13 protein-coding genes are annotated in these 14,680 nt (G+C 74.3%); 5 read left to right on the top strand and 8 right to left on the bottom strand.

The window, feature by feature from the left end; all coding sequences use genetic code 11:
* Positions 1-242: 242 nt before the first annotated feature.
* A complete protein-coding gene (locus ACWEJX_RS30405) occupies positions 243-2,297 on the bottom strand; it encodes a phosphocholine-specific phospholipase C (RefSeq protein WP_451610634.1) in 2,055 nt (684 codons plus the stop codon).
* Between the two features lie 253 nt (positions 2,298-2,550).
* On the bottom strand, positions 2,551-2,967 hold the full coding sequence (locus tag ACWEJX_RS30410; RefSeq protein ID WP_403793202.1) for an organic hydroperoxide resistance protein: 417 nt from the start codon (positions 2,965-2,967) through the stop codon (positions 2,551-2,553).
* A 111-nt stretch (positions 2,968-3,078) separates the two neighbouring features.
* On the opposite strand from ACWEJX_RS30410, the gene ACWEJX_RS30415 reads away from it, so the two are divergent.
* From ACWEJX_RS30415 to ACWEJX_RS30430, 4 genes are all read left to right on the top strand, one after another.
* Entirely contained in the window at positions 3,079-3,663 is a 585-nt protein-coding gene (locus ACWEJX_RS30415; protein WP_451610635.1) for a MarR family winged helix-turn-helix transcriptional regulator, read from the top strand.
* A 41-nt stretch (positions 3,664-3,704) separates the two neighbouring features.
* Entirely contained in the window at positions 3,705-4,172 is a 468-nt protein-coding gene (locus tag ACWEJX_RS30420) for an N-acetyltransferase family protein (RefSeq protein WP_451610636.1), read from the top strand.
* A complete protein-coding gene (locus ACWEJX_RS30425; RefSeq protein ID WP_451610637.1) occupies positions 4,169-5,434 on the top strand; it encodes an MFS transporter in 1,266 nt (421 codons plus the stop codon). Before ACWEJX_RS30420 ends, ACWEJX_RS30425 begins: the two co-directional genes overlap by 4 nt.
* 147 nt (positions 5,435-5,581) lie before the next feature.
* On the top strand, positions 5,582-5,755 hold the full coding sequence (locus tag ACWEJX_RS30430; protein WP_451610638.1) for a hypothetical protein: 174 nt from the start codon (positions 5,582-5,584) through the stop codon (positions 5,753-5,755).
* Between the two features lie 28 nt (positions 5,756-5,783).
* Here ACWEJX_RS30430 and ACWEJX_RS30435 read toward each other — a convergent pair whose 3' ends face one another.
* The 6 genes from ACWEJX_RS30435 to ACWEJX_RS30460 all read right to left on the bottom strand — a co-directional run bounded on the left by ACWEJX_RS30435 (position 5,784) and on the right by ACWEJX_RS30460 (position 13,690).
* Entirely contained in the window at positions 5,784-7,349 is a 1,566-nt protein-coding gene (locus tag ACWEJX_RS30435; protein WP_451610639.1) for a carboxyl transferase domain-containing protein, read from the bottom strand.
* Positions 7,336-8,826 (bottom strand): acyl-CoA synthetase, encoded by a 1,491-nt coding sequence (locus tag ACWEJX_RS30440; protein ID WP_451610640.1) that lies wholly within the window; start codon positions 8,824-8,826, stop codon positions 7,336-7,338. Before ACWEJX_RS30440 ends, ACWEJX_RS30435 begins: the two co-directional genes overlap by 14 nt.
* A gap of 20 nt (positions 8,827-8,846) precedes the next feature.
* The gene (locus ACWEJX_RS30445; RefSeq protein ID WP_451610657.1) at positions 8,847-10,031 is read right to left on the bottom strand and encodes an MFS transporter; all 1,185 of its coding nucleotides are present in this window, start codon (positions 10,029-10,031) and stop codon (positions 8,847-8,849) included.
* A gap of 178 nt (positions 10,032-10,209) precedes the next feature.
* Positions 10,210-11,628 carry a GAF domain-containing protein gene (locus ACWEJX_RS30450; protein WP_451610658.1) on the bottom strand — a complete coding sequence of 473 codons (1,419 nt, stop codon included), beginning with the start codon at positions 11,626-11,628 and terminating at the stop codon, positions 10,210-10,212.
* Positions 11,629-11,743: 115 nt separating this feature from the next.
* The gene (mreB, locus tag ACWEJX_RS30455; protein WP_451610641.1) at positions 11,744-12,907 is read right to left on the bottom strand and encodes a rod shape-determining protein MreB; all 1,164 of its coding nucleotides are present in this window, start codon (positions 12,905-12,907) and stop codon (positions 11,744-11,746) included.
* Positions 12,908-13,114: 207 nt separating this feature from the next.
* Complete coding sequence (locus tag ACWEJX_RS30460) at positions 13,115-13,690, bottom strand: hypothetical protein (RefSeq protein WP_451610642.1); 576 nt, start codon at positions 13,688-13,690, stop codon at positions 13,115-13,117.
* Between the two features lie 122 nt (positions 13,691-13,812).
* Between ACWEJX_RS30460 and ACWEJX_RS30465 the strand changes: the two genes are divergently transcribed.
* Entirely contained in the window at positions 13,813-14,667 is an 855-nt protein-coding gene (locus ACWEJX_RS30465; protein ID WP_451610643.1) for an SCO2400 family protein, read from the top strand.
* Positions 14,668-14,680 lie beyond the last annotated feature (13 nt).

Consider the following 14,680-nt stretch of genomic DNA (forward strand, 5'->3'; position numbering starts at 1 on the left):
GGCACGATGCTCGACGACCGCATCGACGCGGCCGTACGGGCCGGGGGCCCGGGGCGGGGGGTGGTCGGGGGGGCCCCCCCCCCCCGCCGGGGGGGGGCGGGCCCCCCCCCCGAAGGGGGGAAGAGGAGGAGCGGAACGGGGGTACCGGTGCGGACGAGTGCGCGCGCTCGTCCGCACCGGCGGCTTGCCTGCCGTCAGTACGTCAGTACGTCAGTACGTCAGTGCGTCAGCAGGTCAGCAGGTCAGTACGTGAGGATGCCCGGGTCCGTCGTGCCCGCCGCGCCCGTCTCCACGTGGCCCGCCAGGCGGCGGAGGTAGTCCGTGGTGGCGGAGGACGTGACGGTGACGTCGTACCAGCGGGCGGAGGCGGAGAGCGGGACGGTGTACGTGACCGTCGCGCCCTTCGCGACGGACAGGGTCACCGGGCTGCCGCCGTAGGCGTTGGTGACCGTCACCGTGGCCGTGGTGCCCGCGTTCGTGAAGGTCAGGTCGAGGTCGCCGGTGGCGGCGTTGTGGCGGGCCCTGACCTCGGGGACGGCGGTCTTGCCGGGGGAGCGGAAGCGGCGCAGGAAGCCGTTGGGGCCGTGCACGGTGAGGTCGGTGAGGGACCTGGAGTACTTGGTGTTCCAGGTGTCCGCGATCGACTTGTTCGCCTCGGCCGTGTACGTCCACGGCGCGTCCGTGCGGTTCGCCGAGGTGACGTAGAACTGCGCGCCCGCCGCCGGGCCGCCGCTGAAGGTGAGGCGGTAGGTGCCGGCGGTGGTGTCGGCGGCGCCGTCGACGTACGGAGCGTAGGCGAGCGGGCGGGTCGGCTTGGCGCCCGGCTCCTGGCGGGGCATGGTGCCGACGGCCGGGGCGGTGGCCAGGAAGTCGGGGTGGCGGTTCTGGTCCGGCGGGTAGTAGCCGGCCGTGGAGGGCAGCGCGGCCGGCTGGGTCTGCGTCTGGGAGAAGTCGAAGGCGGAGGTCAGGTCGCCGCAGATGGCCCGGCGCCACGGCGAGATGTTGGGCTCGCGCACGCCGAAGCGGTTCTCCATGAAGCGGATGACCGAGGTGTGGTCGAAGGTCTCGGAGCAGGTGTAGCCGCCGGTCGACCACGGCGAGACGACGATCATCGGGACGCGCGGGCCGAGGCCGTACGGACCGGCCACGTATCCCGTCTTCCCGGGGAAGTAGTCCAGCGTCGTGGAGACGGTGGACAGGCCCTGCGCGGCCGAGCCCGGCACGTACGGCGGCACCACGTGGTCGAAGAAGCCGTCGTTCTCGTCGTACGTGATGAACAGCGCCGTCCGCGCCCACACGTCCGGGTTGGAGGTCAGCGCGTCGAGGACCTGCGCGATGTACCAGGCGCCGTAGTTCGCGGGCCAGTTGGCGTGCTCGGAGAACGCCTCGGGCGCCGCGATCCAGGAGACCTGGGGCAGCCGGCCGGCCTGCACGTCGGCGCGCAGCTGGTCGAAGTAGCCCTCGCCCGCCTTGGCGTTCGTGCCGGTGCGGGCCTTGTCGTAGAGCGGGTTGCCGGGCTGCGCGCCCCGGTAGTTGTTGAAGTAGAGCAGCGAGTTGTCGCCGTAGTTGCCGCGGAAGGCGTCGTTGATCCAGCCCCACGAGCCGCCGGCGTTCAGGCCGTCGCCGATGTCCTGGTAGACCTTCCAGGAGACGCCCGCCGCCTCCAGGCGCTCGGGGTACGTGGTCCAGCCGTAGCCCGCCTCGGCGTTGTTGAGCACCGGGCCGCCGCCGGTGCCGTCGTTGCCGACGTAGCCGGTCCACATGTAGTAGCGGTTGGGGTCGGTCGCGCCGATGAACGAGCAGTGGTACGCGTCGCAGATGGTGAACGCGTCGGCGAGCGCGTAGTGGAACGGGATGTCCTCGCGGGTGAGGTGGGCCATCGTGGCCTTGGTCTTGGCGGGCACCCAGTTGTCGTACTTGCCCTTGTTGTACGCGCTCTGGCCGCCCGCCCAGTCGTGGTTGAGCCCCTGCAGGTACTCCATGCCGAGCTTGTCGCTCGACGGACGGAAGGGCAGCGTCTCCGTCTTGCCGTCCGACTGGTACCAGACGGGCTTGCCGCTGGGCAGCGTCACCGGGCGCGGGTCGCCGAAGCCGCGCACGCCCTTCATGGCGCCGAAGTAGTGGTCGAAGGAACGGTTCTCCTGCATCAGGACCACGATGTGCTCGATGTCCTGGATGGTGCCGGTCGCGCCCTGCGCGGGTATGGACGCGGCGCGCGCGATGCTGTCGGACAGCATGGTGAACGCGGCGGTGCCGCCCGCCAGTTGCAGGAACCGGCGACGATTGAGGTCGGCCATGGGGGAGTTGCCCTCCGGGATGGGAGCGGATGCGGGTGCGCGTGCGGTGGCCGGCCGGGGCCGGCGACGAGCGCCCCAAGGAGAGCGCCCTCGAACCACCGCCCGGCGGCCGCTCCATGACTGCCCGTCGTACGGCAGGCGAACCCCTCGTGCCCGAACGTGAAAACTCACAACCGAACGCCCCCGGTGGAGGGAACTCCACCGAGGGCGTCGGAAATCCTCAGAAAGCCACGCCGGAGGGCGCGTCGGTCACCTACTCGACGACCAGCTCCACCTTGATGTTGCCCCGCGTCGCCTTCGAGTACGGGCAGAACGCGTGCGTCTTCTCCAGGAGTGCCGTGCCGGCCTCGCCCTGCAGGTGCTCCGGGAACTCGGCGCGCATCACGACCGCCAGGCCGAAGCCGCCGTCGGCGGCGTCCTTGCCGATGGAGACCTCGGCGGTGATGGAGGCGTCGGAGATGTCGATCTTCTCCTGGCGGGCGACGACGCCCATGGCGCTGGCGAAGCAGGCCGCGTAGCCGGCGGCGAAGAGCTGCTCGGGGTTGGTGCCCTCGCCGTTGCCGCCGAGGGCCACCGGGTGGGCGAGCGGGAGGTCGAGGCGGCCGTCGGAGCTGACGGCGCGGCCCTCGCGGCCGTTGGCGGTGGCGACGGCGGTGTAGATGGCGTCCATGGGTTCTTCCGTTCCTCTCGGAGGGGCGAGTTCGGGCGGTCGTGCCGGGTCGTGCTGTCCTGCCTTCATTTGTAGCGCGCTATTGAGTTGGGCACAACTTAATCGGGTGTGATGCGCCTCTCCCGTACCCTGGGAACCATGGACGAGGACTTCCTCAAGCTCGACAACCAGATCTGCTTCTCCCTGCACGCCGCCTCCCGCGCCTTCAACGGCGTCTATCGCGGCGCGCTCAAGGAGCTCGGCCTCACCTACCCGCAGTACCTGGTGATGCTCGTGCTCTGGGAGCACGGCGAGCTGCCCGTCAAGGGCATCGGTGAGCGGCTCCGGCTCGACTCCGGCACCCTGTCCCCGCTGCTGAAGCGCCTTGAGGCGGCCGGCTACGTCGAACGCCGGCGCAGCGCCGAGGACGAGCGCTCCGTCACCGTGCGGGTCACCGCCGAGGGTGCCGCGCTGCGCGAGAAGGCCCTCGGGGTGCCGCGCGGGATCGCCGCCGCGACCGGGCTCGACCTCGCGGAGATCCAGGAGCTGCGGGACCGGATCCACGCCCTCGCCGCCCGGCTCGACGCCGTCGACCCGGACGACGTGGCGCGCTGTGTCGGGGCGGACGCCGAAACGGGCGGCGGGGCGGACGCCGAAGTGGGCGCCGGGGCGGATGGCGGAGCGGACGTGCGGGCGGTTCCTGCATCCGACATCTAAATGTAAGGACCCGGTGACAGGTGCGGTCCTATACTCGGGCCATGCCCGACGACATCACCCTGCGGCGCGCCACCGCCGCCGACTCCAAGCGGCTCAGCCGGCTCGTCCGGACCTCCTCCGCCTACGCCGGCGAATACGCCGCCATGGTCGACGGCTACCAGGTCGGCGGTTCGTACATCGAGCACCACCCCGTCTACGTCGCCGTGGACGCCGAAGGCCGCGTCCTCGGCTTCTACGCCCTCCTCCTCGACGAGGCCGAGCTCGACCTCGCCTTCGTCGCCGACGAGGCCCAGGGCCTCGGCATCGGCCGGATGCTCATGGCGCACATGGCCGCGCAGGGCCGGGCCGCCGGGCTCGACTCCATACGGGTCGTGGCCCACCCGCCCGCCGAGGAGTTCTACGTGCGCACCGGAGCCCGCCGCACCGGCACCGTCCAGCCCGCCGGGCGCATCCACTGGGCCCGCCCCGAGCTCCGCTGGGACCTCACCGTCACGGCCGACGCCGCGTGAGCGCCACCCAGGCGGCCGAGCCCAAGGAACGCAGGCTCTTCGCCGACCTCACCCCGCTGCGCACCTCCGCCGACTACCGCCGCCTCTGGTTCGGCAACTCCGTCACCTGGGTCGGCCAGGGCATGACCACCCTGGCGATCTCGCTCCAGGTGTACGACATCACCCGCTCGCCGTTCTCGGTCGGCCTCGTCGGGCTGTTCTCGCTCGTCCCGCTCGTCGTCTTCGGGCTGTACGGCGGCGCCATCGCCGACACCGTCGACCGGCGCAGGCTCGGCCTCGCCAGCTCCACCGGCCTCGCCGTGCTCTCCGCCGCGCTCGCCACGGCCGCGTTCGCCGGCTTCCACCGCGTCTGGTTCCTGTACGGGATCGTCGCGCTCCAGGCCGTCTGCGCCGCGCTCAACGCGCCCGCCCGCAGCTCGATGATCCCCCGGCTGCTGCCCGCCGAGCAGCTGCGCGCCGCCAACGCGCTCAACTCGATGACCATGACCTTCGGCACGCTCGTCGGACCGAGCCTCGGCGGCGTCGTCGTCGGCCTCGCCGGCTACCAGGCCGCGTACCTCATCGACGCGATCGCCTTCTCCGCCTCCCTCTACGCGATGTGGCGGCTGCCCTCGATGCTGCCCGAGCGCGTCGACGGCGCCGGCGCGGCGCGCGCCTCGGTGCTCGACGGGCTGCGCTTCCTCGCCACCCGCCCCAACCTGCGCATGACGTTCTTCTCCGACTTCTGCGCGATGATCCTCGCCCACCCGCGGGCGCTCTTCCCGGCGGTCGCCGCGCTCTGGTACGACGGCGACGCCCGCACCACCGGACTCCTCGTCGCCGCGCCGGCGTTCGGCGCGCTCCTCGGCGGCGTCCTCTCCGGCTGGCAGGGCCGGATCCACCACCACGGCCAGGCGGTGCTGCTTGCCGTCGCCACCTGGGGCACCGCCATCGCGGTCTTCGGACTCACCCGCAACCTGTGGCTCGGGCTGCTGCTGCTCGCCGTCGCCGGCTACTCCGACACCGTCTCGATGATCTTCCGCAACACGATGATGCAGGTCGCGGCGCCGGACGAGATGCGCGGGCGGCTCCAGGGCGTGTTCATCGTGGTCGTCGCGGGCGGCCCCCGGCTCGGCGACTTCCTCGCCGGAACCGTCGCCGACCTCACCTCCCCGGCCGTGGCCATCACCGGCGGCGGCCTCGCCTGTGTGCTCGCGATCGGCCTGCTCGCGCTGTACGGGAAGGGCTTCCGCCGCTACGACGGACGCAACCCGACGCCGTAGCCCGGGCGGGGGCGCGAAGCGGGCCGGACGTAACAGCGCCCCCGCCGAACGGGTCATCCCGGAGCCTGACCAGGGCGCGTGCGCTTGCCGCGGACCTATGCCCCGGACAGGCTCCCCATGAGCAACTCCGCTCGTCAGGAGGTTTTCATGCGCAAGTTCATCGCCACGGCCGCCCTGGCCGCCGCCGTCGTCCTCGCGGGCTCGGGCACCGCCCTCGCCCACGGTTACGACGATGACTCCGATGGCTCCGACGTGACGGTCGTGACCAGCGCGGTCGTCGTCTGCGAGGACTTCAGCGTCTGTCAGGGAATCGGCGGCTGACGATGGCCTGAGCCACCGCGAAGCCCCCTCACCCCGAGGGGGCTTCGTGCTGTCCCGGGCCTTGCCCGGGCCCGACGATCCCGCGCGCGACGCCGAGGTCCACCAGGTCCTGCGGCCGCAGCCGGAGCTGACCGGCCGTCTCCGGCACCTGCTCCGGCGTCCGCTTCAGGATCTGCGCGGCCAACTCCGGCGCGATCACCGAGAAGTAGCCGTCCGGCGTCACCCATGTGTTGCCCGGCGCGGCCAGCGCCAGCGCCCCGCCCGAACCGCCCTCACCGACGAGCAGCGAGGTCACGGGCGTCCGCGCCCCGGCGATCGCCCCGAACACCTCCGCGATGGCCGGGCCCGCCCCGGCCCGCTCCGCCTCGGCGTCGTTGGCCGCGCCCGGCGTGTCGATCAGCGTCAGCACCGGGATCCCCAGCCGGTCGGCCATACCGATCAGCCGCGCCACGGTCCGGAACCCGGCCGGCCGCGTCGCCCCGCCCGACTGCGCCGCGTACGCCACCACCTGCCCGCCCGGCCGCACCCCGAACCCGCACTCCACCCCGGCATCCACCCCACCGGCCCGGTCCCCGCTGATGGCGGCGCGCGTCTCGAAGTACGCGTCGAGATACGCGCCGGCGCGCGGCCGGCCGGCCTCCCGGGCACGGAGCACGGCGTCCCAGCCGGTGAGGGGGAGGGGAAGGTCACGGAGGGCGGAGGGCGGGGGAGCGGACGCGGGGTCGGCCACTCGGCCTTCACCGGCCTGGCCGGCCGCGTCAGCCGCCCGGCCTTCGGACGGCGCCGCGTCGGGGCGCGCGTCGGCGACTGCGACCTCGCTCGCAGCCGGGTCGGCCTGCCGCGGCGACAGCAGGCGGAGCCACTGCGCCAGGGTCTCCCGCAGGTGCTCCGGGGCGACGAGCGCGTCCACGTGGCCGTGGGCGTGCTGGTCCTCCGCCGTGTAGGCGGCCGGGTCGGCGTGTGCGGGCCGGACGCGGGAGCCCGCGAAGGCGACCTGGGCGGTGGGGAGGGCGAGGACGAGGTCGGCGGCGGCGCCGAGGGTGGCCCAGCCGCCGCCGGTGGTGGGGTCGCGGAGGACGGCGAGGTGGGGGAGGCCGGCGGCGCGCAGGCGGACGGAGGCGGCGGCGACGCGCTGGAGCTGGGTGAGGGCGATCATGCCCTCCTGCATGCGACTGCCGCCGGTCGCCACGAGCGACACCAGCGGCAGCCGGCGCTCGGCCGCCGTGCGGAACGCGGCGACGAGCCGGTCACCGGCCGCCCGGCCCAGCGAGCCGCCCAGGAAGCCGAACTCGAAGACGACGAGGACGCAGGGGTGCCCGCCGATGCGCGCCGTGCCGTAGAGGACCGACTCGTCCGCGCCGGTGCGTTCGGCGGCCCGGGCGCGGGAGGCGTCGTAACCGGCCCAGCCGATCGGCCCGTCGGCGACGAGCGGCGCCTTCGGCTCCTCCTCCGGTGTCCAGTCGTCCGCCGGCTCGCGTCCGTCGTCCTCCGGGAGCCAGTCGTCGTCCGCCCGCGGCGGCCCGGCCGCCGGCGCGAACTCGTCCGTGACCAGGGCGATCCAGGCCCGCGCCGGCCGCCGCTCAGCCCCGGTCACGGAGCGCCTTCTTCAGGATCTTGCCCATGTCGTTGCGGGGCAGCGCCTCCAGGTACCGCACCTCGCGCGGGCGCTTGTGCGGGGCGAGGAGCGCGGCCACGTGGTCGGCGAGGGCCTCGGCGGACGGCGGGTCAGCCGGCTCGGCCGGGACGACCCAGGCCACGATCCGCTCGCCCAGGTCCGGGTCCGGGGCGCCGGTCACCGCCGCCTCGCGCACGCCCGGATGGTCCAGGAGCGCGTTCTCGATCTCGCCCGCGCCGATCTTGTAGCCGCCGCTCTTGATGAGGTCGGTGGCCTTGCGGCCGACGATCCGGACATAGCCGTCGGGCTCCCGGATCGCCATGTCCCCGGTACGGAACCAGCCGTCCGCCGTGAAGGCCGCGGCCGTCGCGTCCGGCCGGTTCAGGTACTCGGTGAAGAGGTTCGGGCCGCGCACCTGGATCTCGCCGACCGTCTCGCCGTCGTAGGCAGCCGGGCCGAGGACCGAGCCGTCCTCCTCCACCAGGCGCAGTTCGACGCCGTCGAGCGGCAGGCCCACCGACCCCGGGCGCGGGCCCGAGCCGACGGGCACGGAGGCGGGGGTCCGGGGGGCGACCCCCAGAGAACACAGCATCAGGGTCTCCGTCATGCCGTACCGCTCGATGACCGTCCGCCCCGTCGCCGCCGTGATCCGCTCGTGGTCGTGCACCGGCAGCGCCGCCGAACCGGAGACGAGCAGCCGCGCCGCCGTCAGCGCCCGGACGAGCGCGGGCTCGTGGGGGAGGGCCTCGGCGAGGCGGTGGTACATGGTCGGTACGCCGAACAGCATCGTCCCGCCGCCGTCGCCCAGCTCCTTCGCGACGCCCTCGACGGAGAAGCCGCCCAGGTGCCGCACCTCGCCGCCGCGCCGCAGCGGGCCGAGGACGCCGAGGACCAGGCCGTGCACGTGGAAGAGGGGAAGGCCGTGCACGAGGACGTCGTCGCCGGTCCACGCCCAGGCGGCCGCGAGGGCGTCGAGGGAGGCGGCGACGGCCCGCCGGGAGAGCACGACGCCCTTGGGCGGGCCGGTGGTGCCGGAGGTGTAGACGATCAGGGCGGGGGCTTCCGGATCCGTCACCGCCTCCTTCGCCTGCCGCCGCCCCGGCGCCCGTACGTCGACGTCGATCCTCGTCAGGCCCGCCATCTCGCGGGGCAGTTCGTCCCCCGCCCCGGCGAGCACCGCGCCCGGCCGGCTGTCGCCGAGGATGTGGTGCAGCTCGCGCGAGCCGATCCGCGGGTTCAGCGGGATCACCGGCACCCCGGCGAGCAGGGCCGCCACCACCGCGACCGCCGTCTCCGGCGTCGGCGTGGCCCAGACGGCGACGTTCCAGGGGCCCGCGAGCCGGGCCGCCAGGGTTCCGGCGGCCCGCGCCAGCCGGTCGTAGGTCAACGTCTCCGCGCCGAACCGCAGGGCGGGCCGGTCGGTCGCGGCCCGCAGGGCCGGGAACAGGGCACTCATGGGCGCATTCTGCCCAGCCGTCAGGGCCGGTGTGCTGCGACCTTGCTCACGTCGGGCGCGGGCGTGTCGCCGTCGGGGCGGACGGTCCGCATCCGCCCGTACGCGTACACGCACCCGGCGAGCGCCAGGTCGGACAGCAGCATGAAGCCGATCGAGTACGAGCCCTTGGTGCTGTAGATCGCGCCCATGACGAGCGGGGGCACGAAGCCGCCGAGCCCGCCCATGGCGCCGACGATGCCGGTGACGCTGCCGACCCGGGGCTGCGGGGTGACCTGCGAGACCAGCGCGAAGACCGAGCCGGACGTGGTGCCGAGGCCCGCCGCCATGACGAGCAGGGCGGTCGCGCCGCCCGGGGCGAGCGGCGGGTCGAAGGCCTGGACGACGGCGAGGAGCGCGACGACCCCGAGCGCGGCGGCCGTGACCAGAGCCGGGTGGATCCGGTCCGAGAGCCAGCCGCCGAAGGGCCGGAAGACGACCGTCACCAGGGCGAACCCGGCGGCCTTGGTGCCCGCGTCGGTCGGGTCGAGTTCGTACCAGGTCTTCAGGTACGTGGGGAGGTAGACGCCGAACGCGACGATGCCGCCGAAGCCGATCGCGTACAGCGCGGACAGCTCCCAGGTGACCCGCAACCGCCCGGCCTGGCCCAGGCGGTGGCCGAGGGAGGCCGAGGGGACGCGCCGGCCGGGGCGGTCGGCGAGGAGCAGCGCGGCGAGGGCGGCGTACGTGGCGAGCGCGACGGCGACCACGACGAACGGCAGGTTCTCGCCGTGCTCGGCGATCCGCGGGGTGAAGTAGCCGGAGAGCGCCACGCCGCCCATGCCCATGCCGAAGACCCCGAGCGCGAAACCGCGCTTGACCGGCGGGAACCACGAGTTGACCAGGGGCACGCCGATCGCGAACGTGGTGCCGCCGAGGCCCAGCAGGAACGCCACGACCAGCATCAGGCCGTAACTGTCCTTCACGACGATCAGGAGCAGCACGGGCACGATCGTCAGCGCCGACACCAGCGGGAACATCAGCCTGGCGCCGTACCGGTCGGTGAGCGCCCCGGCCGGGATCCGGCCGAGGGAGCCGACCAGGACGGGGACCGCGACGAGCAGCGACTGCTGGAAGGAGCTGAGCGAGAGGCGGTCGCCGTACCAGCTGCCGAGCGGCGAGATGAGGTTCCAGGCCCAGAAGGTGAGCGTGAAGCCGACCGTGGCCATGACGAGGTTGCGGTAGGCGGCCGCGGGGATCTTCTCGGTGGGGAGCTTCTCCGCGGGGATCTTCGCTTCGGTGTCCACGTCCTCAGTCAAGATCGGGAACGCGGACCGGGCGCGCGGGACTACTCCGTCCGGGACTGCTCCGTCCGGGACTGCTCCGTACGGGGCTCGTGTACGACTCTCACGGCCACGTCACCACGGTCGGCGGCCGCCCGTCGTCCGTGACCCGCAGCCGCAGCCCCTCCGCGCCCCCGCCCCGGCCCGCGCTCCCGCCCCCGTCCGCATCCGCGCCCGCGCCCGCGCCCGCGCCCGCGCCCGCGCTCACCTCGACCGTCACGGCCCCGACGCCCGGCCGCCGGTGGGCCGAGGCGAGTGCGCCGCGCAGCGCCGCCAGCAACCGGTCCGCTCCGGCGTCCCCTTCGGCGAGGGTGTCGACGGCGCCGGAGAAGTGCACGGACGGCTGGAAGCCGAGCAGCGCGGCCGCGCCGCCGGTCTCGCGCAGGACCCGGCCGCGGAAGGAGGCCGGGGCGTCGGCGGGCGGCTGCTGGAGCGCGAAGATCGTGGTGCGGACCTCCTGGATCGTCGAGTCCAGCTCGTCCACGGCCCGCCCGAGCAGCGCGTCCACCTCGTGCACGGCGGCCCGGCGGCGGGTGGACTCCAGCATCATCTCGGTGGCGAAGAGGCGTTGGACCACGAGGTCGTGCAGGTCGCGGGCGATCCGGTCGCGGTCCTCGTAGACGGCGAGCCGCTCGCGGTCGGCTTGCGCGTCGGCGAGGACGAGGGCGAGTGCCGCCTGGGAGGCGAACTGGGAGGCGAGCAGCCGGTCGACGGCGGTGTACGGGCGGCCGCCGCGGCGGCGGGGCAGCGCGAGGGTGCCGATGAGCTTCCCGCCGCTCTGCAGCGGCAGCATCATCGACGGCCCGAACCGGCTGCGTACGTGCGTGGTCATCCGGGGGTCGGTCGCCGAGTCCTCGATGAACACCGGCTCGCCGCCGAGCAGCTGGACCAGGACGGGGGAGCCGGGTGCGATCGTGGTGCCGACGAGGTCGCCGGGGTCGTCCTGGGTGGAGGCGGCGACGATCTCCATGCCGCCCTCGGCGGTGGGCTGGAGGACGACACCGGCGGAGGCGTCGGCGAGCAGTCTGGCCCGTTCGGCGACGGTCGTCAGGGCGTCCTCGGCCGGTCTTCCGGCGAGGAGGGCGGTGGTGACGGCGGCGGCGCCCTCGATCCAGCGCTCGCGCTGGCGGGCGGTCTCGTAGAGGCGCGCGTTGCCGATGGCGATGCCGGCCTGGGAGGCGAGGACCCGGAGCAGGGCGAGGTCCGCCTCGGTGAAGGCGCCGCTCTCCTTGTCGGTGAGGTGGAGGTGTCCGAAGACCTCGGTGTGGACGCGGATGGGCACGTCGAGGGCGGGCCGCGGGACGGCACCGTCCTCGGGCTCGCCGCAGGTGAACAGCTCGGTGACGCGGCCGCGCTCGGGGTCGAGGACCCCGAGCGTGCCGTGGCGGGCGCCGGTCAGCGCGGTGGCGGTCTCCACGATGTGCCGCAGGGTGGCGTGGAGTTCGAGTTCGCTGCCGACGCCGAGGACGGCGTCGAGGAGCATGGGCAGGCGCGGTTCCGGCTCGTCCCCGGTTCCGGCGCCCGCACCCGTGATCGACACGGTCTCATCGTCGTACAAAACGACCTGACCTGGCCTCGTGAGGACGGGCGGGGCGGGGCTACTCGCCCTCCCCCAGCCGGTCCCCGGTCAGCCGGTCCTCCGTCAGGCGGTCTCCCACCGGACGGTCTCCCGCCAGGCGGTCCCCGGCCAGCCGGTCCTCCGCCGAGCGGTCCTCGGCCGGGCGGTCCTCGGCCAGCGGGTCGAGGACCAGCGACTGGACCCGGCCCTCCAGCATCGCGCCGAGCCCGAGCACGGCGCAGACGTCCGGCCGTTCGGCGATGTGCACGGGCATGCCGGTCGCCTCGCGCAGCATCTGGTCGAGGCCCGGCAGCAGGGCGCTGCCGCCGACCATCATGATGCCGCGGTCGGCGAGGTCGGCCACCAGGTCGGGCGGGCAGTCGCGGAGGATCTTGCCGATGCCGTCGAGGACGGCGGTGAGCGGGGTCTGGATGGCATGGCGCACGGCGGCGGTGTCGACGGTCACCGAGCGGGCGAGGCCGGTGGCGACGTCACGGCCGTGGATCTCGGTGAACGTGGGGCCCTGCAGCGTCAGGCCGTTGCCGTGCAGGGCGACCTGGAGCGGTCGGACCGACTGGCTCGGCAGCATCAGTTCGTGCTGGTGGCGCAGGTGCTGGATGACCGCGTGGTCGATGGCGTCGCCGCCGACCGGGATGCGCTCGGCGGTGACGATCGCGCCGAGCGAGAGGACCGCGACCTGGGTGGTGGCCGCCCCGCACACCATGATCATGGTCGCGGTCGGCTGCTCGACCGGGAGCCCGCAGCCCACGGCCGCCGCGATCAGGGTGTCGACCAGCTCGACCCGGCGGGCGCCGAGACCGACCAGGGTCTCCACGGCCGCGCGCTGGGCGAGCGGATCGCTGTCGTGCGGGGTGCAGGCGGCGGCGCGCAGCCGGGGCTTGCGGCGCAGCTGACGGCGGAGCTTGTCACCGAGGAGGTGACGGAGCATCCGCTGGGCCATCTCGATGTCGACGACGGTGCCGCCGGAGACGGGTCTGACCACCCGGATGTAGTCAGGGGTGCGTCCGGTCATCTTCTCGGCGAGCGCGCCGACGGCGATGAGCGCGCCGGTGCGGGTGTTCACGGCGGCGACGGACGGCTCGTCGACGACGAGTCCGGCGCCCTTCACGAAGACCCGGGTGCGGGCGGCGCCCAGGTCGACGGCGACATGGCAGCGGCGCAGCTGCTCAAGGCTGACGGTCACGGCGGTCCTCCGAAGTGCGGTGCTGGCACGAGCGGCGAGGCGGCGCGGAGTGCGCGTTCCTGTGCTTTTTGCTTCCTGCTGGTTGCTTCCTGCTTCCTTCGCATCGTCCTGCCGCCCCGGCTCGGGCGCGCGCCGAACTGAGCCGCCAGGGGGGTGCCGTTGTGCTGACGGAAAGTCAGGTCGGGGGGTGGGTTCGGGCTCGGGTCCCTACCGCGCGTCCAGCGGTGGCACCAGGCGTTGCAGCAGTCCCCAGGCGAACTCGGCGCCGTGTTCCGTGCCGTCGGGGAGGGTGAAGTCGAGGCGGGTGAGGGCGGGGGAGACGCCCTCGCGGGGGCGGGGGTTCTCGGTGGCGCGCCAGAGTTCGTCGGCGGTGACCTGCCAGGGGATCAGATCGGCCGCGGTGCGCAGCGGCGGTACGGGGGCGCCGGGGGCGCGGGTGAGGGAGCGGGCCCACACGGTGCGGCGGGGCGGGCCGGCCAGCACGGTGAAGCGCAGCTCGGGCCAGAGCGGCACCGGCCAGATCCACGCCTCGCTGCCGGGGAAACCGGGCGCCGCCTCGCGGCGCTCCGGTTCGCCGAGGGCCTGCCGGTAGCGGTCGAACTCGCCCGGGCCGCGCCCCGCGTGCGCCCACGCCTGCCAGCGCTTGTTCGCCTCGCGCATCCCGGCTCGCGTGGCGCCCAGTTCGCGCAGCGCGTCCTCGACGAGCCCCGGCTGGTGATCGGCCATCCGGCGCAGCAGGACGAGTTGGAACTCGTACGGCGCAAAGGGGGCGGCAGGGGTCATGCGCCCATCCTGCCCGAACGGGGAGATACGCGACGCCACGCCGCCGACCTGCGGTTTCCTCACAGGATCCTCACTTCCGCGCCTTCAGCCGGGCCCACCCCTCCGCATAGCCTGCGGGCGCCATGGACTACTGCCTCCAGTGCCGACGGCATCTCAACGGCGCCCTGGCCTGTGCGGGCTGTGGGACCCCCGCCGAGGAGCTGCGGTACTTCTCCCCCCACCCGTCCTCCCCGCCCCAGGCGCTCACGGAACCGGCCGACACCCCGCCGCCCGTCGCGCCGGAGTTCCGTTACGAACTGGACCCGGTCGAGCCGCCCCGCCCCGCCGGAGGGCGCGCCGCCGCGCGCCGCCAGAACCAGCGAGGCGGCCGCAAGAGCGGCGGGCGGAGGGCGCGCTCCCGCAGCGGGCGCGCGGTGCTGCTCGGCGCGCTCGGCGTCGCGCTCGCGGCCGGGTCGCTGACCCTGGCCAAGGCGGCCCTGGAGCCGTCGGCCGACGACGGCGCGGCCACCGCCGTCCAGGAGGACGACGTCTCCCGGACGACCCTCGACCCGGCGCCGCCGCCCCCGGCCGAGGCCACCGGCCCGTCCGACGGTCCCGCCCCCGTCGACTCCGGCTCGCCGCGCCCGGAGGGCAGCGGCCACGCGACCCGCGGCTCCGGCCGTGGCGACGGCTCGGGGGACGGCTCGGGGGACGGCTCGGGAGCCGGTGCGGGCACGGGTGCGGGCACGGGTACGGGTACGGGCTCCGGTACGGGTACGGGCGGCGGGACCGGTCCCGGGCCCAGCGGCACCGCGAGCCCCGGCGGCGCGACGCCGTCCGGCACGCCCTCGGGTTCCGCCTCGCCCTCCGCGAGCGGCACGGCCTCCGGTCCGCGCAGCGGCACACCGGCACCGGGCGACGGCGGCCCGAGCGGCAGCCCGAGCCCGAGCCCCAGCCCGACGAAGACCTGCACGCCCTTCCTGTGGTGGTGCGTCTAGGCCCCGATCCGCC

The sequence above is a fragment of the Streptomyces sp. NPDC004788 genome (genome assembly GCF_053601115.1).